At 60.8% G+C, this 25,639-nt stretch carries 22 protein-coding genes; 16 read left to right on the top strand and 6 right to left on the bottom strand.

Features of this window, described 5'->3' with window-relative positions; all coding sequences use genetic code 11:
• The first annotated feature begins 18 nt into the window (after window positions 1-18).
• The 3 genes from FCN80_RS14965 to FCN80_RS14970 are packed head-to-tail and all read left to right on the top strand — an operon-like array spanning window position 19 to window position 2,185.
• The gene (locus FCN80_RS14965) at window positions 19-1,296 is read left to right on the top strand and encodes a flavin-containing monooxygenase (RefSeq protein ID WP_136990974.1); all 1,278 of its coding nucleotides are present in this window, start codon (window positions 19-21) and stop codon (window positions 1,294-1,296) included.
• Between the two features lie 53 nt (window positions 1,297-1,349).
• Window positions 1,350-1,511: a hypothetical protein gene (locus FCN80_RS26465; RefSeq protein ID WP_170975405.1), complete on the top strand. Its 162-nt coding sequence runs from the start codon at window positions 1,350-1,352 to the stop codon at window positions 1,509-1,511.
• Window positions 1,508-2,185 (top strand): DUF1028 domain-containing protein, encoded by a 678-nt coding sequence (locus tag FCN80_RS14970; protein WP_136990975.1) that lies wholly within the window; start codon window positions 1,508-1,510, stop codon window positions 2,183-2,185. The genes FCN80_RS26465 and FCN80_RS14970 overlap by 4 nt, the downstream gene beginning before the upstream one ends.
• Before the next feature lie 102 nt (window positions 2,186-2,287).
• Here the strand turns inward: FCN80_RS14970 and FCN80_RS14975 are convergent, their stop codons facing one another.
• The gene (locus tag FCN80_RS14975) at window positions 2,288-3,199 is read right to left on the bottom strand and encodes a LysR family transcriptional regulator (RefSeq protein ID WP_230492690.1); all 912 of its coding nucleotides are present in this window, start codon (window positions 3,197-3,199) and stop codon (window positions 2,288-2,290) included.
• Between the two features lie 41 nt (window positions 3,200-3,240).
• Here FCN80_RS14975 and FCN80_RS27460 point away from each other — a divergent pair, with 41 nt between their 5' ends.
• From FCN80_RS27460 to FCN80_RS14990, 3 genes are read left to right on the top strand one after another with little or no spacing between them, the layout of a single operon-like run.
• Entirely contained in the window at window positions 3,241-3,570 is a 330-nt protein-coding gene (locus tag FCN80_RS27460) for an extracellular solute-binding protein (RefSeq protein ID WP_373880340.1), read from the top strand.
• A 53-nt stretch (window positions 3,571-3,623) separates the two neighbouring features.
• A complete protein-coding gene (locus FCN80_RS14985) occupies window positions 3,624-5,384 on the top strand; it encodes an ABC transporter permease subunit (RefSeq protein WP_230492692.1) in 1,761 nt (586 codons plus the stop codon).
• Between the two features lie 10 nt (window positions 5,385-5,394).
• Entirely contained in the window at window positions 5,395-6,435 is a 1,041-nt protein-coding gene (locus FCN80_RS14990; protein ID WP_136990978.1) for an ABC transporter ATP-binding protein, read from the top strand.
• A 38-nt stretch (window positions 6,436-6,473) separates the two neighbouring features.
• On the opposite strand, the gene FCN80_RS14995 is transcribed toward FCN80_RS14990, so the two are convergent.
• Complete coding sequence (locus FCN80_RS14995) at window positions 6,474-7,400, bottom strand: nucleoside hydrolase (protein WP_136990979.1); 927 nt, start codon at window positions 7,398-7,400, stop codon at window positions 6,474-6,476.
• Window positions 7,401-7,648: 248 nt separating this feature from the next.
• On the opposite strand from FCN80_RS14995, the gene FCN80_RS15000 reads away from it, so the two are divergent.
• The 6 genes from FCN80_RS15000 (at window position 7,649) to FCN80_RS15020 (ending at window position 16,499) form a co-directional block, all read left to right on the top strand.
• The gene (locus FCN80_RS15000; RefSeq protein ID WP_230492693.1) at window positions 7,649-11,692 is read left to right on the top strand and encodes an ATP-dependent helicase; all 4,044 of its coding nucleotides are present in this window, start codon (window positions 7,649-7,651) and stop codon (window positions 11,690-11,692) included.
• Window positions 11,641-12,303: an Lhr family helicase gene (locus FCN80_RS26855; protein WP_230492694.1), complete on the top strand. Its 663-nt coding sequence runs from the start codon at window positions 11,641-11,643 to the stop codon at window positions 12,301-12,303. Before FCN80_RS15000 ends, FCN80_RS26855 begins: the two co-directional genes overlap by 52 nt.
• A gap of 161 nt (window positions 12,304-12,464) precedes the next feature.
• Window positions 12,465-13,460 carry a TRAP transporter substrate-binding protein gene (locus FCN80_RS15005; protein WP_136990980.1) on the top strand — a complete coding sequence of 332 codons (996 nt, stop codon included), beginning with the start codon at window positions 12,465-12,467 and terminating at the stop codon, window positions 13,458-13,460.
• Between the two features lie 6 nt (window positions 13,461-13,466).
• Window positions 13,467-13,964: a TRAP transporter small permease gene (locus FCN80_RS15010; RefSeq protein ID WP_136990981.1), complete on the top strand. Its 498-nt coding sequence runs from the start codon at window positions 13,467-13,469 to the stop codon at window positions 13,962-13,964.
• The gene (locus tag FCN80_RS15015; protein WP_136990982.1) at window positions 13,961-15,247 is read left to right on the top strand and encodes a TRAP transporter large permease; all 1,287 of its coding nucleotides are present in this window, start codon (window positions 13,961-13,963) and stop codon (window positions 15,245-15,247) included. The genes FCN80_RS15010 and FCN80_RS15015 overlap by 4 nt, the downstream gene beginning before the upstream one ends.
• Window positions 15,248-15,272: 25 nt before the next feature.
• Window positions 15,273-16,499 (top strand): aminotransferase class III-fold pyridoxal phosphate-dependent enzyme, encoded by a 1,227-nt coding sequence (locus tag FCN80_RS15020; protein WP_136990983.1) that lies wholly within the window; start codon window positions 15,273-15,275, stop codon window positions 16,497-16,499.
• On the opposite strand, the gene FCN80_RS15025 is transcribed toward FCN80_RS15020, so the two are convergent.
• Entirely contained in the window at window positions 16,483-17,370 is an 888-nt protein-coding gene (locus FCN80_RS15025) for a LysR family transcriptional regulator (protein ID WP_136990984.1), read from the bottom strand. The genes FCN80_RS15020 and FCN80_RS15025 overlap by 17 nt on opposite strands.
• Window positions 17,371-17,620: 250 nt before the next feature.
• On the opposite strand from FCN80_RS15025, the gene FCN80_RS15030 reads away from it, so the two are divergent.
• Both FCN80_RS15030 and FCN80_RS15035 read left to right on the top strand, forming a co-directional pair.
• Window positions 17,621-18,391 carry a DUF481 domain-containing protein gene (locus FCN80_RS15030; RefSeq protein ID WP_136990985.1) on the top strand — a complete coding sequence of 257 codons (771 nt, stop codon included), beginning with the start codon at window positions 17,621-17,623 and terminating at the stop codon, window positions 18,389-18,391.
• A 307-nt stretch (window positions 18,392-18,698) separates the two neighbouring features.
• Window positions 18,699-19,715, top strand: coding sequence for a 1-aminocyclopropane-1-carboxylate deaminase (locus tag FCN80_RS15035; RefSeq protein ID WP_136990986.1), 1,017 nt, complete (start codon window positions 18,699-18,701; stop codon window positions 19,713-19,715).
• 50 nt (window positions 19,716-19,765) lie between these two features.
• Here the strand turns inward: FCN80_RS15035 and FCN80_RS15040 are convergent, their stop codons facing one another.
• The 3 genes from FCN80_RS15040 to FCN80_RS15050 all read right to left on the bottom strand — a co-directional run bounded on the left by FCN80_RS15040 (window position 19,766) and on the right by FCN80_RS15050 (window position 22,355).
• On the bottom strand, window positions 19,766-20,263 hold the full coding sequence (locus FCN80_RS15040; RefSeq protein ID WP_136990987.1) for an Lrp/AsnC family transcriptional regulator: 498 nt from the start codon (window positions 20,261-20,263) through the stop codon (window positions 19,766-19,768).
• A 336-nt stretch (window positions 20,264-20,599) separates the two neighbouring features.
• Window positions 20,600-21,532 (bottom strand): transketolase family protein, encoded by a 933-nt coding sequence (locus FCN80_RS15045; protein WP_136990988.1) that lies wholly within the window; start codon window positions 21,530-21,532, stop codon window positions 20,600-20,602.
• A complete protein-coding gene (locus tag FCN80_RS15050) occupies window positions 21,525-22,355 on the bottom strand; it encodes a transketolase (protein ID WP_136990989.1) in 831 nt (276 codons plus the stop codon). Before FCN80_RS15050 ends, FCN80_RS15045 begins: the two co-directional genes overlap by 8 nt.
• Window positions 22,356-22,704: 349 nt before the next feature.
• On the opposite strand from FCN80_RS15050, the gene FCN80_RS15055 reads away from it, so the two are divergent.
• Together FCN80_RS15055 and FCN80_RS15060 are read left to right on the top strand one after the other, a co-directional pair.
• Entirely contained in the window at window positions 22,705-23,655 is a 951-nt protein-coding gene (locus FCN80_RS15055) for a sugar-binding transcriptional regulator (protein ID WP_136990990.1), read from the top strand.
• A 414-nt stretch (window positions 23,656-24,069) separates the two neighbouring features.
• Entirely contained in the window at window positions 24,070-25,596 is a 1,527-nt protein-coding gene (locus tag FCN80_RS15060) for an FGGY family carbohydrate kinase (protein WP_136990991.1), read from the top strand.
• Window positions 25,597-25,639 lie beyond the last annotated feature (43 nt).

The following is a 25,639-nucleotide window of genomic DNA, read 5'->3' on the forward strand; positions in this document are numbered from 1 at the left end:
CCCTTTAAGGAAGCAGACATGACAGTTGAAAAAACAGACATCGATACCCTGGTCATCGGCGCCGGGCAGGCCGGTATCGCCATGAGCGAGCATCTCACCCGTTTGGGTATTCCCCACCTGGTGCTGGAAAAGGAACGCATAGCCGAAGCCTGGCGCTCGCGGCGCTGGGATTCCCTGGTCGCCAACGGACCGGCCTGGCATGACCGTTTCCCCGGCATGGCATTTCCCAATACCGATCCGGACGGTTTCGCGCCCAAGGATGAGATAGCCGCCTATTTCGAGGCCTATGCGCGGCAATTCGAGGCGCCGGTACGCACCGGCGTTGAAGTCACGCGCGTATGCCGATGCGAGGGCCGCCCCGGCTTTATCGCGCAAACTTCCGCCGGCGTTATTGAAGCGCGTCATGTCGTGGCGGCCACCGGGCCATTTCAACGTCCGGTCATACCGGCCATCGCGCCGACGGATCCTGACCTCTACCAGATCCATTCCGCCGATTACCGCAACCCGCAGCACTTGCCGGAAGGCGGCGTGCTGGTGGTGGGCGCGGGCTCGTCAGGGGTACAGATCGCCGACGAGCTTAATCGGGCGGGCCGCCGGGTGTATCTTTCGGTGGGGCCGCACGACCGACCGCCGCGGACATACCGCCAGCGGGACTTCTGCTGGTGGCTGGGCGTGCTTGGATTGTGGGATGCCGGCGCCAGCCAGCCGGGCAAAGAGCATGTGACCATCGCCGTCAGCGGCGCCCGGGGCGGACATACGGTGGATTTTCGGCGGCTTGCCGGGCAGGGGGTGATATTGGCGGGGCGGACGCAGGCCTTTGTGGATGGCGAGGCGTTGTTTGCTGCCGATCTGGCGGAAAATATCCGTAAAGGAGATGAAAATTACCTTTCCCTGCTGGACGCGGCGGACGCCTATGTGGCCCGCAATGGGCTGGACCTGCCGCCGGAGCCGGAAGCCCGGATATTCTTACCTGACCCGGACTGTGTCACCCGGCCTTGTCCGCGTCTTGATCTGGCCAGCCAGGGCATCACCTCCCTCATCTGGGCGACGGGTTATGCGACGGACCACAGCTGGCTTGAGGTCGACGCCTTTGACCAAAACGGCCAGCCCCGTCACCAGCGCGGCGTGTCCAGCGAACAGGGGGTGTATTTCCTCGGCCTGCCCTGGCTTTCGCGCCGCGGCTCCACCTTTATCTGGGGCGTGTGGCACGATGCGAAGTATATCGCTGATCATATCGCCACTCAGCGCCGCTATCAGCAATACCGGCAATCCGGCTCGCACGGCCACCTGTCGTGAGCCGGGTTTTCCTTTATCCCAAGACGTTAACATGCAACCCACAGGAACACAGTATGCCGATCCCGACTCGAATCCGAATGCGCGATACGCAAGGCGCCTATCCCGACCAGCAACGGGATAACCACGGGCGCGATACCCTGGGGGCGGTATCAGCGCAGCCGCAATGGTTGATGGCAATGGATAGGACAGCGGGGATTCCCGGGGAGGCGACATGACGTTTTCCCTCGCCGGTTTTTGTCCGCAAAGCGGCCAGTTCGGTATCGCGCTGAGTTCTTCCAGTATGGCGGTGGCCGCCCGATGTCCGTGGCTAATGAGCGGCGTGGGCGCCGTTTCCAGCCAGAACGTGACGCTGCCTTCGCTGGGGCCGGCCATTCTGGCCCGTCTGGCGGCCGGTATGGATGCCGCGCAGGCGCTGGATGCGGCCATGGCCGACGATCCTTATGCCGAGTGGCGGCAGGTGACGGTAATCGGCCGCAACGGCGATGGCGCGGCATTCCAGGGCGCGCACACCCTGGGCATCCATGCCGTGGCCCGGCGCAAGGGGTGTATCGCCGCGGGGAATATGCTGGCCGACGCCGGCGTGCCGGCGGCCATGGCGGAAACGTTCGCCGGACTGGCGTCGCAAAGCCTGGGCGATCGGTTGATTGCGGCGTTGCAGGCCGGCTTGGCGGCGGGAGGCGAAGCCGGGCCGGTTTTTTCCGCCGGGGTTAAAATCATCGGCGCCCAAAGCTGGCCCGTCACCGATTTGCGCGTCGATTGGCGCGAACAGGACGCGATTGGCGAACTGGCGCGGCTTTGGCAGCGCTGGCAACCCGAAAGCGACGCCTATTTGCAACGGGCGCTCAATCCTTCGGCGGCGCCGCGTTACGGCGTACCCGGCGAGGAATAAATCCGGCCAAGGGGGCATTCCCGCCCCTTGGCCGGAAATACGGCGCATCAACGCCGCCGGCTTTTTGCGGCCGCTTCGGGCGGGGGACCGCGGTGGTTTTTGCTAAGCGGCGGATAAGGCGCCGGCCCGCTCTTCTCCCGGTCCGGCGACGGTCAATTCCTGATCCCGGCAATAATCCATAAACAGACGGGTCGGACGGGTGGTTTCCGCGTGGCGTAAATAAGCCATGACCAGGCAGGAATTGCTCATCTCATCGCGGATGCCCACTTGTTTGACCCGCATGCCGTCATAGGTTAAATCATGAACGGGGCGGGTCACCAGCAGGGAAAAGCCCAGTCCTTGTCCCACCATGCCGCGCACCATCTCAATGGACGGCGAACTGTAGGCGACGTCCGGCGTCAAGCCTTTCTCTTTAAAGATATCGATAAAATAATTCCGGCTGGGCACCACATCCAGCAGGATCATCGGCTCTTGACTCAGCTCCGCCAGGCTGACGGTGTCGCGTTGCGCCAGGGGATGGTTCGCCTGGAGCAGGGCATAGGGTTTTTGCGGCGCGTTCAGCGGCTCGGTTCGAATGCTGGAGTCGAGGTCGTGCCGGTAGAGAATCACCATATCGAACCGACCACGATGTAATCCGTGGGTCAATTCATGCTGTTCGCCGTCGTGAATCTGCAAGGTGATGTTCGGGTAGCGTTTCTTGAAGCCGGCGATAAGCCTTGGCAGATAAAGCGGCGCCACGGTTTCAAAGCAACCCAGCGAAATGGTGCCCGAAACCATGCCATTATCGGCGCGGGTATTTTGTTCGAACTGATAGGACATGCGCAGGAGTTCGGAGGCTTTTTCAAAGAAACGCCGGCCGCTGGTGGTCAGGGATACGCCCTGGGCATGATGGCGGATGAACAGTTGAGTATCGAAACTTTCCTCCAGGCTTTTGATGGCGGTGGAGATGGAGGGCTGGGCGATATGCAGATGGCGGGAAGCCTCGGCGATGCTGTTATATTCCACCACCGCCACGAAGTATTTCAGTTGTCTTAAGCACCCGGGCGCAGACCGCCATTGATGGCGGCGCGCCGGCGTCCATCGCCTGGGGACAGGGACTTTATAATATCGATGGCTTCACTATTCCCTATGGGAGCCCGAAAGCCGAAGCGGCGCGCAAATTCATTCGGTTCTGCCTGGACCCGCAACGCCAGTCGCGCTATGTCAATGATTTGGCTTGCGGCCCCACCAATATCAAGGCTTATGATTTTATAGATAAGAAAAAAGCCGCCCTGCTGCCCACCGCGCCGGATCATATCAAGGGCCTGGTGCCGATGAACGCCGTTTATTGGGGCGATAACCAGGAAGCGCTGACCGAACGTTTCGAAAAATGGATCCTGAGCTAACCCCCCTCGCGCGGCGCCCGTTGCCGCGCATTGCCTGGAAGGGAGGATTATTCTTGGCAGATATCGCAACATCCGCGGCCAAATCGCTAACCCCGCGGCCCCGGCGCTGGCATTCCTGGTACCTGACCGTGCCGGGACTGCTGTTTTTAGCCGTGTTTCTCGCCTGGCCCACCTTTAAGCTGATGCTGCAAAGCTTTCAAGGGGATGACGGCCATTTTTCCCTGGCCGTCTGGCGCCAGATGTTCGGCGCCGGCATTTATGTCAAGGTGACGCTGAATACCTTTATTATCGCGTTCGAGACCACGCTCGCCTGTCTGCTGGTCGGCTATCCGGTGGCCTACTGGTTATCCCAGCGCGGCGAAAACGCCCGCCGCCGGTTGATGTGGCTGGTCTTGCTGCCGTTTTGGACCAGTACGCTGTTGAAGAATTTCGCCTGGATGGTGATATTGTCACGCCGCGGCATTCTGTCGGAGATCCTGATGTCCATGGGCGCCGCGGAGCCCTTGAATGTGCTCTATACCCGCGGCCTGGTGGTTTTCGCCATGGCGCACAGTATGTTGCCGTTGGCGGTCATGACCATGCTGCCGACCATGACCGCCATCGACCCGGGTTTGCTGCGCGCCGGGCATACCCTGGGCGCCACGCGCGTGCAAAGTTTCTGGCGGATCTTTTTCCCGCTGTCAATGCCTGGGCTGGTGGCGGCCTGTTTGTTGGTTTTCATCGGCTCGCTAGGGTTTTTCATCACGCCGGCGCTGCTCGGCAGTCCGCAGGATTCGATGATCGGCCAGTTATTGATAACCCAGGTGCAACAACTGCTCAACTGGCGGCTGGCGGGCGCCATCGCCATGTTGTTGCTGGCGGCGACCCTGGCGGTCTGTTTTTGTTATGACAAACTGTTCGGCTTGTCGGCCATCGCCGGCGGGGAAGGGCATGCCAGCGGCAAAACCCTTCGCCGGATCGGTTACGGCGTGCTGGCGGTAACGGCGCGGCTGGCGGATGAACTGGCTAATGGTCTGGCGTGGGTGCTGCGGGGCCGTCGTTTCGGCTGGCTGCTGCCGGTGTTCAGCATTATCGTGTTGCTTTTGCTGCTCTTGCCGGTGGTCTCTTTTTTGCCCATGGCCTTCAGCAGCTCGAGTTTTCTGCAATTTCCGCCGCCGGGTTTCTCGCTGCGCTGGATGCAAACCTACCTTGATTCGCCCATATGGACCGGCGCCACCGTGCGGTCGTTTGGCATCGCGTTGGTCGCCGGTTCGCTGGCCATGCTTATCGCCGGCGTCGCCGCCTTCGGACTGGCGCGCCACAAGGGGAAGTCCGGGGCGGTTATCGTGATGGTTTTCCTGCTGCCGATGATTATCCCCAATATCGTCACCGCGGTGGCGCTGTTTTATCTGTTCGCCGGCATGGGGCTGGTTGGGTCGGATCTGGGTATCATTCTCGGTCATACCGTGGTGGCCATGCCGGTGGCGTTTATCATTATCCTCACGACATTCAAGCATTACGACTGGCGGCTTGATCAGGCGGCGGGCACCCTGGGGGCCAATCGCTGGCGGGTCGTGCGCGAGGTGACGCTGCCGCTGATTAAAAACAGTCTGGTGGCCGCTTTTATCTTCGGCTTTCTGAATTCGTTCGAGGAACTGACGGTGGCGATGTTCGTCGGCGGCGGCGTTAAACAAACCCTGCCCAAGCAAATGTGGGATGATGTGCTGCTGTCGGTGACGCCGACCCTGGCCGCGGCGTCGGTGATTATCCTGTCCGTCGTCACTTTGCTGTTTATCATTGCTGAACGTGCGCGGCGTAACGCGCACGCCTTGTAAAGGAACTGTCATGACGTCAACCATTAAATTGCAGGCCGAGCGCATCGGGAAAAGTTACGGCCGCACAACCGTGCTGCAATCCCTCGACTTGACGGTGAGGCAGGGCGAACTGCTGACGTTGCTCGGTCCCTCCGGCTCGGGTAAAACCACGTTGCTGCAAATCATCAGCGGCCTCACCGACCCCACATCCGACCGTTTGCTGATAGACGGCAAAGATGAGACCCACACCGCGGTGCATCAACGGGATATCGGCGTCGTCTTTCAAAATTATGCGCTGTTTCCCCACCTGACGGTCGAGGAGAATATCGCCTTTCCCTTGCGCATGCGTCGGTTGCCGGGGGCGGACATCCATCGCAAAGTGCGAAACGCGCTGGATATGGTGGAACTGGGCCATCTGGCCGAGCGTTTTCCGCGCGCGCTTTCCGGCGGGCAACAGCAACGTATCGCGCTGGCGCGCTGCCTGGTCTACCAGCCGGGCATCATCCTGATGGACGAACCCCTGGGCGCGCTGGATCGCCAACTGCGGGAAACCATGCAAATGGAGATCCGGCGGATTCACCGCGAGTCGGGCGCCACGATCATTTTCGTGACCCACGATCAGGAAGAGGCCCTGGCACTCTCGGATCGCATTTGCCTGATGAATGAAGGCCGCATCGCGCAGATTGCCACGCCCCAGGAGATCTATGATCGCCCCAACTCGGCTTTCGTTGCGCAATTCATCGGCCTGTCCAATATCCTGCGAGGCGAAGTCCGCGGCAATCGACTACTGACGCCGTTGGGGGAATTCGAACTGGCGGATGGGGGGCGCGCCGGCGGCGAGGCCTCGCTGGTGATCCGACCGGAGCATGTCCGGCTACAGGCGGCCGGACTCGCTCCCCTGGAGGGGGAGATCTGCGAGCGGGTCTATGCCGGGTCGGAAACGCGTATCGTGGTGCAATTGTCCGGGGGCAAACGGTTCATCGTGCGCAGCAGCGGTATGGCATCGGGGGAGATAGGCGATCGTGTTTCGCTGAGCTGGGACGTGGCGCACGGCAGAACGGTGGCCGCCTGACGGCGACGGGACGGCAGGTCCGTCCCGTCATGATGATGCTAATCCCCCCTTCGCAGCGCCTGGAAAAAATCGGCTTTTACCTGGGCGGCGTCCACGCCCAGGCAGAGCGTGTGCGCCCGGCAGCCCTGATAGGGATCAACGCGGGAGGCCAGCGAGGTGACGCGGCGCAGCGTCTGGCCAAGGGCGATGCCCTCCGTGACCGCCCGTACCGGCGACTTAACGGTGCGAAAAGCGTCCGGTCGGATAAGCCAACTGATCGTCAACGTATCATGCAGCGCCATTCCCTCGAATCCTTCCCGCTCAAGGCTGTAGGCCATATAGCCCGCGGAGATCGCCTCCAGTAGCGGCTGATTGAGCGCGCGGAGTTCCTCGCCGGTAATAAGCACGTTGTGGGTCACATCCAACGGCAGCACCGTCACGGGCAAATCGGCGGTAAACACCTGATCGGCCGCGTGGGGATCTTTCCAGATATTAAACTCGCTGTGCGGCGTTACGTTGCCGGCATGGCCGTCGGTGGCGAAAGCGCCGCCCATGATCACCACTTCGCGAAACAGCGCGATGATTTCCGGCGCCAGATTGATGGCCGTGGCGAGATTGGTCAGTGGCCCGATGCAAACCAGCGTGACCGCGCCCGGGCGGGCCTTGACCGTCTCGATAATGAAATCGACAGCGCCCGGCGCCTGTTCGTCGAAGGGATTGTCCAGCACGCCGCCCAGGCCGTCCCCGCCGTGAACCCGCGCCTCGCCGGCGCTGTACGGCAACGCCAGCGGCCGCGAGCAGCCGCGAAAAATCGGCGCCGACAGCCCGATTTCCCGGGAAAAGAGTTTGGCGTTCTTTACCGCCTGGTTGACCGCCACATTGCCAAACACCGTGGTGATGCCGAGGATCCGCTGGGTGCGCGCGGCATAGGCCAGCGCGAAAGCATCATCCACGCCGATATCGGTATCAAAGATAATCTCTCTCATGCTCTCTCTCGTTAATGGCAGATATCCCTTGCGATAGTATCCCGATACGCGGGTAAAAACGAACCTTCCGAGACCTGAAAAAAACGAGGCAATGCCCCGTAAAAAACGCGCCGCAGGGCGGTCGGCGCAGAAAACGCCAGGCGTACGGCGGCAATGGTGCTAAGCTGTTAAACGCCAACGCCCGCGTTTTGCCGTGGCCGGGCGGGAAGGCGGTCCGGTTGCCATCGTAAATATACCAGGCGTTATTCATGACGATATCCGAGCATCGCTCAACATATTATGCAAGTCGCTTCCAGCCCGCCACCCTGGCCTGGTTCGCCTCGGCGTTCGCCGCGGCCACCCCGGTGCAGGAAGCCGCCTGGGCCGCCATCGGCGCCGGCGATTGCGCGCTGGTCATCGCGCCCACCGGTTCGGGCAAGACCCTGGCGGCTTTTTTGCATGCCATCGATCGGTTGTTCCAGGAGCGGGAACGCGAACCCGAACGCGGACGGCAAACCGCGACCCGCGTACTGTATATCTCGCCCATCAAGGCGCTGGGCGCCGATGTGCGGCGCAACCTGCGCATACCGCTGGACGGCGTGAACGCCGCAAGGCGGCAACGGGGCGATCCGGAGGTGGCGCTGACGGTGGGCATGCGTACCGGCGACACCCCCGCCGCCGAGCGTGCCGCTCTGGCGCGGCGTCCGCCGGATATCCTTATCACCACGCCGGAATCGCTCTATCTGATGCTGACTTCCAAGGCGCGCGACACCTTGCGCGGCGTGACCACGGTTATCATTGATGAAATCCATGCGGTGGCCGGCGGCAAACGCGGTTCCCATCTGGCGTTGAGCCTCGAGCGGCTCGATGCGCTGCTGGCCGCGCCGGCACAGCGCATCGGCTTGTCGGCGACAGTGCGGCCGGTGGAGACTGTGGCCGGTTTTCTGGGGGGCGCGTTGCCGGTCACGGTGGTCAATCCGCCGGCCAGCCGCAGGGTGGAGATGCGTATCCTGGTGCCGGTGGCGGATATGACCGACATTCCCGCGCCAGGCGGCACGGCCGCGCAAGGGGACGGTACCGGGCGCGCGGCGGGGTCCATTTGGCCGCATGTGGAAGCCGGCATCCTCAAGCAGATCCTGTCGTGCCGCTCCACCCTGGTTTTCACCAATTCCCGCGGTCTGGCGGAAAAACTGACGGCGCGCCTTAATGAACGCTATGCCGAGCACCTCGCCGCCGCGCCGCGGCCGCAGGCGCCCGCCGAGCAGTATCTTTCATCCTCGGGCGGAACCGGCAAGCGCGCCGCCGGGTCGCCGCCGGACATTGCCCGGTCCCACCACGGCTCGGTGTCGAAGGAGCAGCGGGCGGAAATTGAAACCGCGCTGAAAACCGGCGAGCTGCGCTGCGTGGTCGCGACCTCGAGCCTGGAACTGGGTATTGATATGGGACTGGTGGACAAGGTTATCCAGGTCGGCGCGCCGCCCTCGGTATCCGGCGCGCTACAGCGGGTGGGACGCGCCGGACATCAGGTGGGCGGCGTCTCGTCGGGAACACTCTTTCCCCGTACCCGGCGCGACCTCATCGACGCCGCCGTAACGGTGGAGCGTATGTTGGCCGGGCGTTTGGAAGCGGTGTCGCCGCCGCGCAATCCGCTCGACGTGCTGGCGCAACACACGGTGGCCGCCGTCGCCATGGACCCGCTGAACGTTGAGGAATGGTACCGGCGGGTGCGGCGCGCCGATCCGTTTCGCGCCTTGCCGCGCAGCGCCTTCGACGCCACCCTGGATATGCTGGCCGGACGCTATCCTTCGGCGGCGTTCGGCGAATTCCGTCCGCGCATCCTCTGGGATCGCGCCAGCGGCCTGCTGAGCCCTCGGCCGGGGGCGCAGCGACTGGCGGTGGTCAGCGGCGGCACGATACCCGATCGCGGCATGTTCAGCGTGGTGCTCGCCCAAGGCGAAGAGCAAAGCGGGGCGCGCCGGGTCGGCGAGCTCGACGAGGAAATGGTGTATGAGTCGCGGGTCAATGACGTGATCACGCTGGGCGCCACTTCCTGGCGAATCCAGCAAATCACCCACGATCAGGTGGTGGTGACGCCGGCGCCGGGGCGTTCCGCCCGCCTGCCGTTCTGGCACGGAGATAATCCGGGCCGGCCGGCCGAGCTGGGTGAAGCCATTGGCGCGTTTTTGCGCGAGGTGGATGCGGCGACGACGGACGGGCATGGCCGGCCGACGGCCACCGGACCGTTGGCGGCCCGGCTTAAAGCCGACGGATTGAATGATTACGCCGTCGAGAACCTGCTCGCCGTGGTGGTCGAGCAACGCGAGGCGACCGGCGCGCTGCCCACCGACCGGGAACTGATCCTCGAACGTTGCCGCGATGAAAGCGGCGACTGGCGGGCAATGCTGCATTCGCCTTACGGACAGCGGGTTCACGCCCCCTGGGCGCTGGCCGTCGCCGCGCGTATCCATAAACGCTGGCGCATCGATCCTGCCGTGGTCGCCGGCGACGACGGCATCACAATCCGAATACCGGACAGCGTCGGTCGCCTGCCCGGCGCTGAGCTCTTTATGTTCGATCCGTCAACGCTTGCGCACACCGTGAATGACGCGGTGGGGCAATCGGCGTTGTTCGCCGCCCGTTTCCGCGAATGCGCGGCCCGCGCCTTGCTGTTGCCGCGCCGTCGTCCCGGCAAGCGTTCGCCGCTGTGGCAACAGCGTCTGCGCGCCGGCCAATTGCTGGACATCGCCCGGGAATACGAGGACTTCCCGCTGCTGGCCGAGACCGTCAGAGAATGCTTGCAGGATGTCTATGATCTGGCCGCGCTGCAATCCCTGATGCGGCGGTTACAAAATGGCGCGGTGCGCGTGCGGGAAATCACGACCGAAACCCCCTCGCCGTTTGCGGCCAATCTGCTGTTTGGGTATGTGGCGGAGTTCATGTACCAGGGGGATGCCCCCTTGGCCGAGCGCCGGGCATCGGTGTTGGCGCTGGATAGCGGTCTGCTCGGCGAATTGCTCGGGCAGGTGGATTTGGGCGAGTTGCTCGATCCCCGGGTGGCGGAAAGCGTCGACGGGGAATTGCAGCATATCGCCTTGAACCGCCGAATGACCGGCGCGGAAGGCGTGGTCGATCTCTTGCGCGCGTTGGGGCCGTTGTCCACGCCGGAAATCGCCTTGCGCCTGAATGGCGATTCCGGCGCGCTGGCGGGCCACTTGGCGCAACTGGCGGATGCCCGCCGCATTATTCCGGTGCGCATCGCGGATGAATCCCGCTGGGCCGGCATCGAAGACGCCGCCCGCTTGCGCGATGGGTTGGGGACGCCGTTGCCGCCGGGTCTTCCGGATGTTTTCCTGTCGGCCGTCGAACATCCTTTGCGCGAGCTGCTCGGCCGCTACGCCCGAACCCATGGGCCGTTCACCGCGGCGCAGGCGGCGGCGCGCTTCGGTTTGGGCATAGCCATCGTCAATGAACAGCTTGAACGCCTGCGCGAGCAAGGCAGTCTGCTGCCATGCAACCTGACGGCCGGGGGGAATCGGGATAGCGGCGCCGACACGGCCGTCAGTGGTGAACGCCAGTGGGTCGACGACGCGGTATTCCGGCGGTTGCGGACCCGAACGCTGCATGCGGCGCGCGAGGCGACGCGCCCTGTGGCGCGCGACGCCTTTGTGCGGCTGATATTGGAGCGCCAGGGGGTATTGGCCGACGCCGCCGCGCCGGCCGCCAGCCAGGATCCCCCCGAAACGCAAGGCGCTTTCGACGGCGCCGAGGGCGTCGCGCAGGTCATTGAACTGCTGGCCGGGGTCGTGTTGCCGGCATCGCTTTGGGAAAGCCAGATCCTGCCCGCCCGGGTGCCTGACTATCAGCCGGCCATGCTGGATGAGTTGTTGGCCCGGGACCAGGTCATCTGGCTGGGGCATGGCCCCCTTGGCGACAACGACGGACTGGTTTCCCTGCACCTGCGCGAGTCCGCCGGCGAAACGCGGCCAACGACGGATGACCCCGGCGGCGGATTGGCCGACGCCACGCTGGGGCAAACCATCCTCGCCGTATTGGCCGACGGCGGCGCCTATGTTGTCCGGCAACTGGCGCCGCGGGTTCGGCAACGGGTAATGGATATGGCGGGCGCAGACCGGGCCGCGGAGGCATCGCCGGATGCGGTGGCCGAAGCCTTGTGGGCGCTGGCCTGGCAAGGGCGCGTTACCAGTGATACCTGGTCGCCGTTGCGGGCATTCACCGGCACCCGAACGCCGGCGAGGCGGCCATGGCCGGACGCTGGTCCCTGCCGGGGGAGATACCCGCCAGTCCCACGGTAAGGCTGTTGACCCTGGCCGAACGCCTTCTGGACCGATATGGCGTAATAAGCCGAAGCGTCGCGACGGCGGAACGGGTACCGGGAGGCTTTTCCCCCTTGCTATCGGTGCTACGGCGGGTGGAAGACGCCGGGCGGGTGTTGCGCGGGCGGTTTGTCGCCGGGTTGGGCGCCGCGCAATTCGCCGATAAAGACAGCATCGAGCGTTTGCGCGAACTGGCGCAGACCACGTTCGGCCGCCCCCTGACGGCGGCGTTGTCGGCCGGCGATCCGGCCAATCCCTTCGGTTGGCTGCTGTCTTGGCCGCACCATCCTTCGGGCATCCGTCCGGCGCGGCGCGGCGGCGCCATCGTGGTTATCCGCAATGGCGACCTGGCGCTCTACCTGGGACAGGGCGGGCGCCAAATGTTGATCTATCCTGGCGCGGAAAGCGCGCTTGACGGCGGTCTGGACGCGGTATTGCGCGCGCTGGCGGCGGCGCTCAAACGCGAAAGGCGGCGGGTGTTCACCCTGGAGAGCATCGATGGCCGGCCGGCGGACGCCAGCCCCATGGCTTCCGCGTTGTCCATCGCCGGCTTTTCCCGCGTTCCGCGCGGGTATGCCTGGTACGGCTGAACCGCCGCGCGGCGCGAAAAGCGCCCATTGCGGCGATCCCTGCGGCGGGGGCGGTGCATAACTTTTTGTTGTCGCCCATTAATTCTATTTATTTATCATCCCGGCCAAAATCCTTATGCTGAATTGATATACATCACATTTCAGCAACAAGAGGAGTTACCATGGCCGCTTCCGCGCGTCTTTTTGTCCGTCATACGGCGCTGGCCGCCGCGCTGTTTAGCGCGGGATGCGCGCTGACGTTCCCGTCCTACGCCGCCGAGATTTTGCGTCTGGCCCATGCCTCCAGCAGCGACAGCCTGATCAACCAGGCCGTACAGCGTTTCGCCAGCGAGGTCAAACAGCAATCGCACGACGCGCTGGAAGTGCAAATCTTCCCGGACGGTCAATTGGGCGATGAAGGGGCTATCGCCGACGCGGTGGGCTCCGGCGCGATCACCATGGGACTCGGCGGGGTGGTGGACGCCATTGATCCGCGGCTTAACGCGGTTTCGCTGCCGTTTTTGTTCAAAGATACCGATACCGTGCATCGATTCCTCGACAGCCAGGCCGGCAAAAAATTTCTCGGCATGGGCGAAGCGCGCGGTTATGTGATGCTTTCCGCGCTGGATTCCGGTTTTCGCCAGTTCGCGACCAAGAAAGCCATCGAAAAGCCGGCCGACCTGGCCGGGCTGAAGATCCGCACGCCGCCTAATCCGGTTATCCTCGCCACCATCAAACAACTTGGCGGCCTGCCGCAATCCATCCCGTTCGGCGAGGTCTATACGTCGCTGCAATCCGGCGTGGTGGACGGCGTGGAACCGGAGTTACGGGACTTTAGCGATCAGCATTGGTATGAGGTGGTCAAGCACGTATCAATGGCCAACTATATCTGGTCGGCGAATTTCTGGTATATGAACAAGGCCGCCTATGACGCCCTGAGCCCGGCCAACAAAGCCGTGCTGGACAAGGCGGTCGCGGACACCACCGGTTGGTACCGCGCCCAGCTCGATCGGGTCTATAGCCAGGTTACCGCTGAGCTTAAAAAGAAAAAGGTCAAGTTCAACGGGGTGGACCGTGCGGCCTTTCTGGCCAAGGTGGGGCCGGTTTACGATAAATTCAGCCAGGAATGGGGCGCCGGCTTCGTTACCGAGCTTCGTCATAATGCGGGCAATGAGTAAGCCACTGTGACGCCGCCTCATTTTGCGCCGGCCGGCGGGCCACGCTGGTTGAATACCGCTTTGAACTGGCTGGGGGGACTGTTATTTCTGGTCACCTTTTTTTCCACGCTGCTGGGCATGATGGCGCGTTACTTCGGTTGGAATGATCTGGAATGGACCTTCGAAACAGCGGATATTTCATTCATCTGGGTCACTTTTATCGGCGCGGTGCTGGCCGAGATGCGCGGCGAGAACGTGCGTTTCACCAGCGTGGTGACTCTCTTGCCCGACAAAGGGCGGCGCGTCTTGCGCCTGTTCACCCCGCTGGTGTTGCTGGGTATCTGTCTCTGGCTGCTGGTCAGCGGCCTTACGGTATTACACGCCTCCGCCTGGGTGCCGACGCCGGTGCTGCGGATGCCCACGGGGGTTATCACCTTCGCCCTGATAAGTTTTTCCGTGCTGACAGGCTATATCGCGTTGTGGCGGATCTGGCGTTTCTTCTTCCCGACGGATGACGTCCTATGACTGTATTGATTCTGGTCGTGGTTTTTCTGTTGCTGCTCTTACTGGGCATTCCCATTGCCTGGGCCATCGCGGGGGGCAGTATCGCGGCGCTGGTCTTGGGGGATTATCCCATGCCGCTTGCCTGGCTGGCGCAGCAGACCCTGCGCGGGGCCGATACCTCGTCGCTGATTGCCATACCGCTATTTTTACTCGCCGGCGAATTGATGAACCGGGGCGGCCTGACCCGCCGCATCATGCAGGTTGCCGAGCATGTGTTCGGCCATTTCCGCGGCGGGTTGGGGCTGGTCAATGTGGCCACCGCCTTCGTCTATGGCGGCCTGACCGGATCGGCCACCGCCGATACCAGCACCGTGGCCAAGGTCATGATCCCGGCGATGGAAAGCAAAGGCTATCCGCGGGACTTTTCCGCCGCGGTAACGGCCGCATCGGGCACGCTGGGTATCGTGGTCCCGCCCAGCGTCATCCTGCTGCTTTATGGCGTATTAACCAATACCTCCATCGGCGGGTTGTTCGTCGCCGGGGTTATCCCGGGGGTCATGCTGGCGCTGGTATTTATGGCCACGGCCTATTTCATTGGCATTCGCGAGCGTTTTCCCCGCCTGGAGGGCCGTTTCGCGCTGCGCGTGTTCTGGCGTGATCTGTTGCGCGCCTTGCCCGCGATCTGTATGCCATTGTTTGTGCTGGGGGCTATCGTGGCGGGGTTCGTCACGGCCACCGAGGCGGCGGGCCTGTCCGTGGTGTATGCGCTGCTGGTGGGCGGTCTGTTCTACCGCGAGCTGAACTGGCGCGATCTTGTTCCCGCCATCATTGAATCCGTGGCGATAACCGGGTCGGTAATGATCATTATGGCGGTCGCCGTGCCGTTTGGCTGGCTGCTGACCGTGACCCAGGTGCCGCATATGGCGGCCGCCTGGATAGCCGGCCTGCATGCGGGACCCCTGGCCACCATGCTGCTGATTATCCTGGTGCTGAAGGTGGTGGGCTTCTGGCTGGACCTGGGGCCGGCCATGATTATTCTGACCCCGATACTGGTGCCGATCGCTAAACAGGCCGGCTTCGAGCCGTTCCAGATTGGGCTGATTTTTACCCTGACCCTGGGGTGGGGATTGTTCACGCCACCCATCGGCACCAACATTTTCGTGGTGTGCAATGTCGCGAAAATCGATATTGGTCCGGTTTCGCGCCGGCTGATCCCGTTTTGGTTCGCCACGGCGTTCGCCATCGGCTTATTGATTTTCTTTCCGGCGATGACCGGTTGGTTGCCCGCATTGCTGGGGTATTAAATAGCTATCTACTCGGAATCGTGTCATGAAACATCTAGTTGGTGGAATATCCAGCGCCGGCCGCGCTTTGCCCGACATGGGGGAACAACGGCCGATAATCGTCCGTGCGCAGGGCGCCTGGCTGTGGAATGAGAACGGCGAACGTTACCTGGATACGGCGCTGGGGTTCGGCGCCGCCCTGTTGGGGCATAATCACCCGGCGGTGGTGGATGCGATGAAATGCGCCATCGACGATATGATGATGCCCGCCTTCCCCCATGCGCTGGAAGAGGAGGCGGCCGGCGCGCTCAGCGCCTTCACCGGCGATTTAAACAAGGTTGTGTTCGTCAACTCGGGCAGTGAAGCGGTTCACCTGGCCATCCGCGCCGCCCGGGCGGCCACCGGCCGTCGCAGGATAGTGAAATTCGCCGCGGGCTACGACGGCTGGTTCGAGAATGTGGCGTTTGGCCATGCCGGTTCCACGGAGGCGGCGATGGCCGGGCAACGGCCGGAAAAAGACGATACGCTGCTGTTGCGCTACAACGATGCGCGGGATGTGGATGCGCTGTTTGCGCGCTACCCGGACATCGCCGCGGTTATCATCGAACCCATGATGGCCAACGCCGGCTGTATCGAGCCAGAAGCCGGCTATCTGGCGTATCTGGCGGCCCAGGCGCACCGAAATGGTGCGAAAGTCGTTCTCGATGAGGTCCTGATGGGTTTTCGTTTGCACTGCGGCTTATACGGCCATGCATTGGGGCTCGACGCCGATTACGCGACGGTCGGCAAGGCTATCGGCAATGGCGCGGTGGTGGCCGCGCTGGTGGGTAAACAGGATGCCATGGCGGTATTTGAGGACGGCCGCGCCGTGCGCGCGGGAACCTACAGCGGCAATCCTCCGGTCTGCGCCGCGGTTATCGCCACCTTGAACGCGCTAAAACAGGCGGATTACCCGGCCTTGCTGCAACGGGGCGACGCGTTGCGCAACCAGGTGGCCGCCGCCGCGCGCCAGGCAGGCAAACCCTTTAGCAGCACGGGGTTTGGTACGGTTTTCACTTTCTGGCCCCGGGATCGCGCGCCGCGCGATTATGGCGAGGCGGCGGCGGCCGTTGATCGTCAATGGACGCTGGATTTGCACCGCGGCCTGCGCGCACGCCATATCTTCATGATGCCGCCGGCGTTCGGCCGGTTTTACCTGTCTTTCAGCCATGATTCGGCCACGGTGGAACAACTGGCGCAAAGTTGCGCGGCGGTCATCATCGGGCAAGGGTAACGGGGACGGTTTGCTCCGCGCGTGGACGCAGCGCCAGCTCGCGAATGAACTGCGCCAACCGGCGCGTGCCCACATGGGCGTCCTCCGGCACGCGCAGCGCCAGGTCAAGGAGGGGCAGGGCGGGCAGGTTTTCGTTTTGTCCCAATACCCGCCAGTCATGGGGGATCACTGAAGCGGGCAACGCGGTCAGCGCCTGGCTGACCCGCACCGCCGTTTGAACGCCGGACAAATGGGAGGAGGAACACACCACATGCCAACGGCGCTGTGCGCGTTCCAGCGCGGCCAATACCTGTGGGCGGGAACGGCAACCCTCGGCGAACAACACCAGCGGCAACACGCTTTGCTCTTCCGGTCGGCAATCCGGGGCCGTGCACCATAACTGGGTTTCCTGGCATAGGAATTCACCGCTTTCATCCTCAGGCCGGCGGGTGACAATGGCCATCTCCAGTTGTCCATCCTCAAGCATTTTTTCAAGCTTGCAGGAGAAGTCGCTGACAATCTCCACGTGGAGTTGCGGGTTGCGTTGGGAAAAATTTTCAATCAACGCCGCGCCGATGGTGCCCAGATAGTCATCGGGCATACCGATGCGGATACGGGATTGACTATGCAGACAACCCAGTTCCTCCAGTATCTCTTCTTCCAGGGCCAGCATACGGCGGGCATAACCCATCAGTTTCTCCCCGGATTCGGCCAGAACGATACCTTGCCGGGAACGATCCAATAGCCGCTGTCCCAGGTGTTTTTCCAGGCGACGCAGCGTCAGGCTGACGGCGGCCTGGGTTTTCCCCAGCCTATCGGCGGCCAGCGTGAAGCTTCCGCATTGGTAAACGGCGACAAAGGCGGCGAGGGTATCGGTATCAATATGGCGCACGGCGCTCTCCTGCGTAACGACTTGCTTGACTTGGCTTGATGCAATTATCACGCCACTGGCGATCAGGCGCCGTTGGGTTTTTAAATTTTTTTTACATCTTTTGAAAAAAACCAGTCATTGGCAACGACTGACATTTTCGTCATAGCGCCTAGACTTAAGGCCTGTTCCATTAGGGTTATTTCACTTTTTTGTCTCGGGCGTTTTCCCAGGGGAAGTCGCTTGTTTATTCATTACTATTGGTGAGTTTTCTATGCGTTATGCTTCATTGCGCGCCAAATGGGCGTTTTTTTTGCTTGTGAGTGGGGGGCCGGGTCTTTTCTCAGCCTATACCCATGCGGACACGGATATTTTCACGGTGCCCGATGATCCCTCCACCGCTAAAACCCCCTTCACCGGGAAGGTCGAAGGCAGTTACAGCCACCAATCCGGCAATACCCGCACATCGACTACCGGCGCCGACAGCACCATGACCTGGTTTCGCGGCAGCAACGCCTACAGTCTGTGGGGCGAGGCCTATAATTATTCGTCGGACGATACCCGCTCGTCGGAAAAGTATCAGGCCGGCGTGCGCGCCAGGCACAATCTGAATGCGAATAATTTCCTGTTCAGCCAGGGCAGTTGGCTGAGCGATCGTTTTAACGGCTACCGTTCGCGGGATACGCTGGTGGTGGGTTACGGCCGGCAAGTGTTTAACGGGCCGGTGCAAAATCTGCGCATTGAGGCCGGCCCCGGGGTGCGCCACGATGAATATGTGGGCGGCGGCGTGAATACCGATGCCCTGGCCTACGGCGCGTTGACCTACACGTATCAGTTGACCTCCAATGCCCATTTTCTCCAGGGATTGTCAATACTTGGCACACGCGACACGACGGTGAATTCGGAAACCGGCATCAGCGTGGATTTGAACAAGCATTTTGCTTTAAAGGTCACCTATGATGTCACGCACAACTCGAAACCCCCCGCCAGCGCGCCGAAAAAAACCGATACCAAAACGGCGGTCTCCATCGTGTACACGATGTGATTGACTCGCCGTACCTGGCGTTGCCGCTTCGCCGGTCCGTCCTTGATACCCTCACTGACTCCGCGCCTTGGGTTTTGCGCGGTTCGTGGCCGGACGGGCCGCGCCGGTAATGCCGGCCGTAAAGAAAGTGATTTTATTTCATTTTTCTTATGGAAATTGAAATTTATCTTAACTAATGGCGTTAATAGATATTTTTTGTTTTAAAAAACAACAGTAAAACACAATTTAAGCCAAGGGGTTTTTGTGTAGCATAAAGGTGACGGCATTGCCGGTAACCGCCCATTGACCACACTTACGGAGCCCCGCCATGAACCTGGAAAAATTTCCCCGCTACCCCCTGACCTTCGGCCCGTCGCCTATCACGCCGCTTAAACGCCTGAGCGACCATCTGGGGGGCAAGGTGGCCCTTTACGCCAAACGCGAAGACTGCAATAGCGGGCTGGCGTTCGGCGGCAACAAAATCCGTAAACTGGAATATCTGGTGCCGGAAGCGATACGCCAGGGGTGCGACACGCTGGTCTCCATCGGCGGCGTGCAATCCAACCAGACCCGCCAGGTGGCGGCGGTGGCGGCGCATTTGGGCATGAAGTGCATCCTGGTGCAGGAAAATTGGGTGAATTACCGCGACGCGGTGTATGACCGGGTGGGGAACATCGAATTATCACGCATTATGGGCGCCGATGTCCGCCTGGATCCGGCTGGTTTTGATATCGGCATCCGCGAAAGCTGGCAACAGGCAATGGACCAGGCGGCGCAAAACGGCGGAAAACCCTTTCCGATCCCCGCCGGTTGCTCCGAACATCCCTATGGCGGATTGGGTTTCGTCGGTTTTGCCGAGGAAGTGCGCCAGCAGGAGATAGCGCTGGGCTTCACCTTTGACTACATCGTGGTCTGTTCGGTGACCGGCAGCACCCAGGCCGGGATGGTGGTGGGGTTCGCCGCCGACGGTCGCGCCCGCAACGTTATTGGCATCGACGCCTCCGCCAAGCCGGAGCGGACCCGGGCGCAAATCCTGCGCATCGCGCGCCATACCGCCGGGCTGGTGGAACTGGGGCGCGAGATCGTTGACGATGACGTGGTGCTGGACACGCGTTATGGCGGCCCGGAATACGGTTTGCCCAATGAGGGCACCCTGGAGGCCATACGGTTATGCGCCCGGCTTGAGGGCGTGATGACCGACCCGGTCTACGAAGGCAAGTCGATGCAGGGCTTGATCGACAAAGTGCGCCGGGGCGAGTTCCCCGCCGGCGCCAAGGTCTTGTACGCGCATTTGGGCGGCGCGCCGGCCTTGAGCGCCTATAGCGACCTGTTCCGCAATGGCTGAATGATGGCGGCTGACGGTTAGCGACCCCCGCGCCTGGCGCCATCGGCCCTTTAAAAAACCAGGCGCGTGGTCGACAGCACTTCGCGCAATCCCATAAAAGAACGGATCTGGCGAACGCCGGGCAGAAAAAGCAGTTGTTCCGCATGCAACCGGTTAAAACTTTGATTATCTTTGGTGCGGATCATCATCATGTAATCGAATTCGCCGGTCACCACATGGCACTCCATGCAACCGCTGATGTTTTGTACCGCCGCCTCGAAATCCTTGAACGATTCCGGCGTAGAGCGATCCAGCACCACGCCTATCAGCACCACCAGGCCGGCATTGAGCGCCTGGGGATTGAGCAGCGCCACGAAACCCCTGATCATTCCGGCGCGCTTAAGCCGCTCGACCCGGCGCAAACAGGCTGGCGGGCTGAGTTTGACCTTTTCCGCCAGCGCCACGTTGGACAGGGAAGAATCCGCCTGTAATAAGCGCAGTATGGCCAGGTCGAAACGATCCAACGGCGCTGTCGCCTGTTCCGGAACGCTTGAAGGCGCGGACTTCATCGGTATCCCTCCAATCAATACGCACGCGATTACGCGAAAAACGCCTGGTTGCACCGCGGCGGCAAGGGCGTCCCCAGGAGCCTGGCTGACTCTGTGACTGGAGGGCGGGCGCCGCCGCCAAAGAGGCAACATGAAGGATGACGCGTGACTCATCATTCTCTTTGAGAGAATATCAGACTGCGGGCGCGATAGTCGGCTTGTTTTTGCAGGATGTTGAATCACGCGTTCAGTGTTGACTGCCGTCCCCCGGTTTGCCGGGGGCGGTGTCTGTCCGGGAACGCCGGTTGTTCGTTGCCGAACGTGGGTGGCTTGAAGGGCCGGCGGCCATGGCCCCCGCTAAAGCGTGGCGGCCAATGCGGCGATGCTTTGCGCGTCGAAACCGTGATAATGCCGCATAAACGCGCGGTCCGCGGCGGCGGCATACGCCCCGTCGGGGATACCCAGACGTTTGAGCCTGATTGCCAGCGCGTTCTCCGCCAGCACTTCCGCCACCAGACTACCCAGGCCGCCGTTGATATTATGCTCTTCCACGGTGATCACCGCCCGGCAGCCATCCAGCGCCTGAGCCAGCGCTTGCGTATCGCACGGTCGGATTGACGGCACGCTGATGACTTTGGCCGGCCGGTTTTCCGCCTTAAGCAGCTCGGCGGCTTCCACGACTTCATGAACCGTCGAACCCATGGCGACCAGCGCGATATCGGCGCCCTCGCGCAGGATGTTCACCGCGCCCGGCGTAAACCGATAAGAGGCGTCATAAAGCTCTGGCAACGGTTTGCCGTCCAAGCGAATATAAACGGGGCCTTGATGGGACAAGGCGTAATCAATGATTTGCCGGCATTCCCGCGGTGAAGAGGGGGCGAATATACGGATATTGCCAAAACCGCGCATAATGGCAATGTCGTCGATGGCATGGTGGGTGCTGGCCAATGGCCCATAGCTCGCCCCGGCGTTAAGGCCGAACAGCTTGACATTGGTGTTGTTATAGCACACATCGATTTTGATCTGCTCATTGGCGCGGGAAATCAGGAACGGCGCGGCATTGCAGGTTGCCGCCACTTTCCCGCCGAGGGACAATCCGGCGGCCATACCCACCAGGCTTTGCTCGGCGATCCCCACGTTCACCAGGCGGCCGGGGAATTTTTCCATAAAAGGCGCGATTTTCGCCGTGGAAGTCGAGTCCGCGACCACCGGGACCAAATCGATACCGCGTTCCACGGCGTCAATGAATGCCTGAACCATGACATTGGCCAGATGCTCTGTATTACTCATCTTTCAGTTCCTCCAGCGCCAGATCGATTTCGTCCTTTTTGGGAACCCGGTGATGCCACTCCGGCCGCCCTTGAATAAAAGAGATACCGGCGCCTTTTAGGGTATGCGCGATCACCACATTGGGTTTGCCATCCTGTTTCAGGCCCTCAAGGCACGCCACTATCGATGCGATGTCATTGCCGGCGCACTCGGTAACCGCCATACCGAAAGCGTTCCATTTATCGGCCAGGGGATCGGTGTTCATGATGTCCCGCGTGTAACCGGCCAATTGAAGATTGTTCTTGTCGTTGATAATAACGAGATTGTCGAGTTTATAATGGGCCGCCGCCAGGGCCGCTTCCCAGTTACTGCCCTCGGCAAGCTCGCCATCGCCGGTAATCAGAAAAACACGGCGCTTGCTGCGATTTTTCTTTGCCGCCAGGGCGATGCCCACGGCGACCGGCAGACCATGACCCAGCGCGCCGGTATTGAGTTCCACCCCCGGCGTTTTTTGCCGCACGGGATGGCCGGGAAGATGGGAATTGCCGTGTTGATAGGTTTTTAGCCAGTCCAGCGGAATAAAACCGGCCTCCGCCAGCACGCAGTAATAGCAGCCCACGGCATGCCCTTTCGATTGGATATAGATATCCCGTTCCGTATCGTCAAGACGGTCCGGCGCCACATCGAGAATCCGAAAATACAGGGTGGTCAGGATATCCGCCTGTGAGAGATCGGCGCCGGTATGCCCGCCCGCCGGACTGTCCGCGTTAAGCCTGATAATATGGCGGCGCACCGCGCGGGCTTTTTGCTCCAGCGTCTTGACATCAAAGTTGTAGGGGTTCATTCACTACCTCTGAATTTTATTTCATTTGAGAATATATATTTAATCGGATACAAAAAAATCCGGGCTACGTCTCATAACAGGTCGCGGGCCTCATGCATGCTAATCCTACTCATAACCTCTCCTCAGATGACGTCAGTTGGCAAACCGACGGGACTTGACTCTCGGTTATCCATGAATATATATTCAATGATGATTCTTTATTTAATTATGATCGTTTATGACAGTGTTTGTCTAGAGCGGATCAGGTAAAATAATAAAAAATTTGTGTCGCATCACACTCGGGCACCAGGTCCGGTCGCGTATGATGGGTAGATAAAATCGCTACATATCATTGATTTTGAGGATTGTTATGGCTAAGCAGGATGAACAACGCCTTTTGGTTAAGATTGCCAGTCTGTACTATCTGGAAGGGACCAAACAGTCGGATATCGCACAATTACTCTCGCTGTCGCAGTCGTTCGTCTCCCGCGCCATCAACCGTTGCCAGAAAGAAGGCATCGTGAAAATCAGCGTGATTCAGCCTTCCAATATTTTTCTGAACCTGGAAAAGGGTATCGAGGAACACTACGGCATCCGGCAGGCTATCATCGTCGACACGGATGAGGATGCCAGCGATTCGGCAATTAAAAGGGCCATCGGCTCCGCGGCCGCCCATTATCTTGAAACCCGACTGCGGCCGACGGATCTTATCGGCGTATCCTCCTGGAGTTCGACGATTCGCGCCATGGTTGATGAAGTGCATGGGCAAAACATGAAGGCGAGGGGCGTTATCCAATTGCTTGGCGGTGTGGGGCCAAACGGCAACGTACAGGCGACGATCCTCACGCAGACGCTGGCACAGCAACTCAATGGCAAGGCATGGCTGTTGCCCTCGCAAATTATCGAGGGGTCTATGGCGGAAAAGGCGCGGCTTATCGCCAGCGCCGACGTTTCCGAGGTGCTGGCGCTGTTCGATCATGTCGATATCGCCATCGTCGGTATCGGGATCCTGGAACCGTCCCAATTGTTGAAAACCTCGGGCAACTATTATCGGGAAGACATGCTGAAAGTGCTGGCGTCAAAAGGCGCGGTGGGGGATATCTGCCTGCATTATTTCGATCAAAACGGCGATGCCGTGCTGGATGCCGATGAAGATCCGGTTATCGGCATGGAGCTCGCCAAGGTGAAAAAATGTCCCAATGTCGTGGCGCTGGCCGGCGGCGTCGAGAAGGTCGCCGCCATCAAGGGCGCGTTACATGGCGGCTACATTGATGTGTTGATTACCGATTTTTATACTGCCCGGCAGTTGATCAAACAGTGAATTTCGCTGGTTATTTGTCCATCCCCCCCTCGCGACATATCCGGTTTGCGAAGGGGAAAAACGTTTATTTTCAAATAAATAAATAAAAAAATCGCTCCTGTTTTTCACGTTTTTCCCCTGCTTGGCGCATGTTAAAAAATATTAAGTGTGATTCGTAGCACATTTGTTGATTTTACCTCTAGCCCAATAGGGATTAACTGGCTAAGGTATTTAAATAAATAGTCTATAGTGAATTTATATTCATACCGCGCATAGACTGTGCGGCGCCGCCCTAAACACGGCATTGACAAACAGGCCCGACAGGATGCATGCCGCCTTGCGGCCGACAACAATACAACGCGGGTCTGAAACGTAGGTCTGATGAGTATGGCGCCCCGGCAGTTGCCGATCAGTATGGGAATCTGGAGAAAGAGTATGTTGGCTGCAAAAGACATCATCATCGCCCTCGATGAAGGTACGACCAACGCTAAAGCCGTCGCGCTGGACTCTCAAGGCAACGTTATCGCCAAGTTTTCACAGCCGCTGTCCATTCAAACGCCCCGCGAGGGATGGGTCGAACAATCCGGCGACCTGCTTTTTGAGGCGTCCAGAACAGTTATCGCCCAAGCGGTTGCCCATGTCGGCGCGCAAAATATCACCGCGATCGCCATCAGTAATCAGCGTGAAACGGCCATCGGTTGGTTTCGCGGCAGCGGCGAACCTCTCCACCCGGCGCTCACCTGGCAGTGTTCGCGCACGGCCGATTTCTGCGCGCGGTTGCGGCGGGACAATCTTGAGGCCAGGATCAAATCGGTGACGGGACTGCCTGTCGCGCCGCTTTTCTCAGGCTCGAAAATGCGCTGGTTACTGGATGCCACGCCGGATGGCTTGGCGCTGGCGGAGCGGGGCGAGATTTGCCTGGGCACGATTGACAGCTGGATCCTCTGGAAATTGACCGGGGGGAAGGCCTTCTTCTGTGATTACGCCAATGCGGCGCGCACCCAATTACTGAATATCCACAGCGGCTGCTGGGACGCGGAAATGCTGGCCATTTTTGGTATTCCCCTTGCCGCGTTGCCCGAGATCAGACCGTCCAGCGGGTTATTCGGCTATACCCAAGGATTGCACGGAATCCCGGACGGCATCCCGATCATGGCCATGGTGGGTGATTCCCATGCCGCATTGTTCGGTCATGCGCTGGGCGAGCTGGGATGCGTTAAAGCCACCTATGGCACGGGGTCATCGGTTATGGCGCCCGTTAAGTCGGTTCAATGCGATATCCAGGCACTGGCCACCACCATCGCCTGGCACGATGGTCAACAGCGGGTGTACGGGTTGGAGGGCAATATTCCCCATACCGGCGATGCGGTGGCCTGGATGGCCGATTGCACGGGTTTAAACGATTGGAGCGAGGAAAAACGCATCCATGCCTTAAATACCCTGCCCGCCAGCGTCGACTCCACGCTGGGTGTTTACTTCGTGCCCGCGCTGACGGGGTTGGGCGCGCCCTGGTGGAACGAACACGCGCGGGGCCTGGTGTGCGGATTGAGCCGGGGGGTGACGCGCGCCCATTTGATTCGCGCCGCCATGGAATCCATCGCCTATCAGATAGCCGATGTCGTTGTGGCGATGCGTCAGCATCGCGATTTCAACCTCTCGGCGTTAATGGTCGATGGCGGCCCGACCCGAAATGACTGGCTGATGCAGTTTCAGGCCGACCTGCTGGGCTGTCCCGTGATGCGCAGCGATGTTCCCGAGCTTTCGGCCATTGGCGCCGCGCTTCTGGCCCGTAAAGCCATGGAGGCGATGTCATTAACGGAAATGGAAGCATTTATACCCGTTCATACGGCGTTTCATCCCGATATGGCGCGCCACGGCGAATTGCAAGAACATTGGCATGGATGGCGGCAGGCTATCGAACGCACGCTCTGGAAAACCCAACCTATTTTAACGGAGGTGTAATTCGAACAAATTCATTATTGCAGAATACTTTTGTTTGTGAAAA

The sequence above is a fragment of the Martelella alba genome (assembly GCF_005217455.1).
GTDB lineage: Bacteria > Pseudomonadota > Gammaproteobacteria > Enterobacterales > Enterobacteriaceae > Acerihabitans.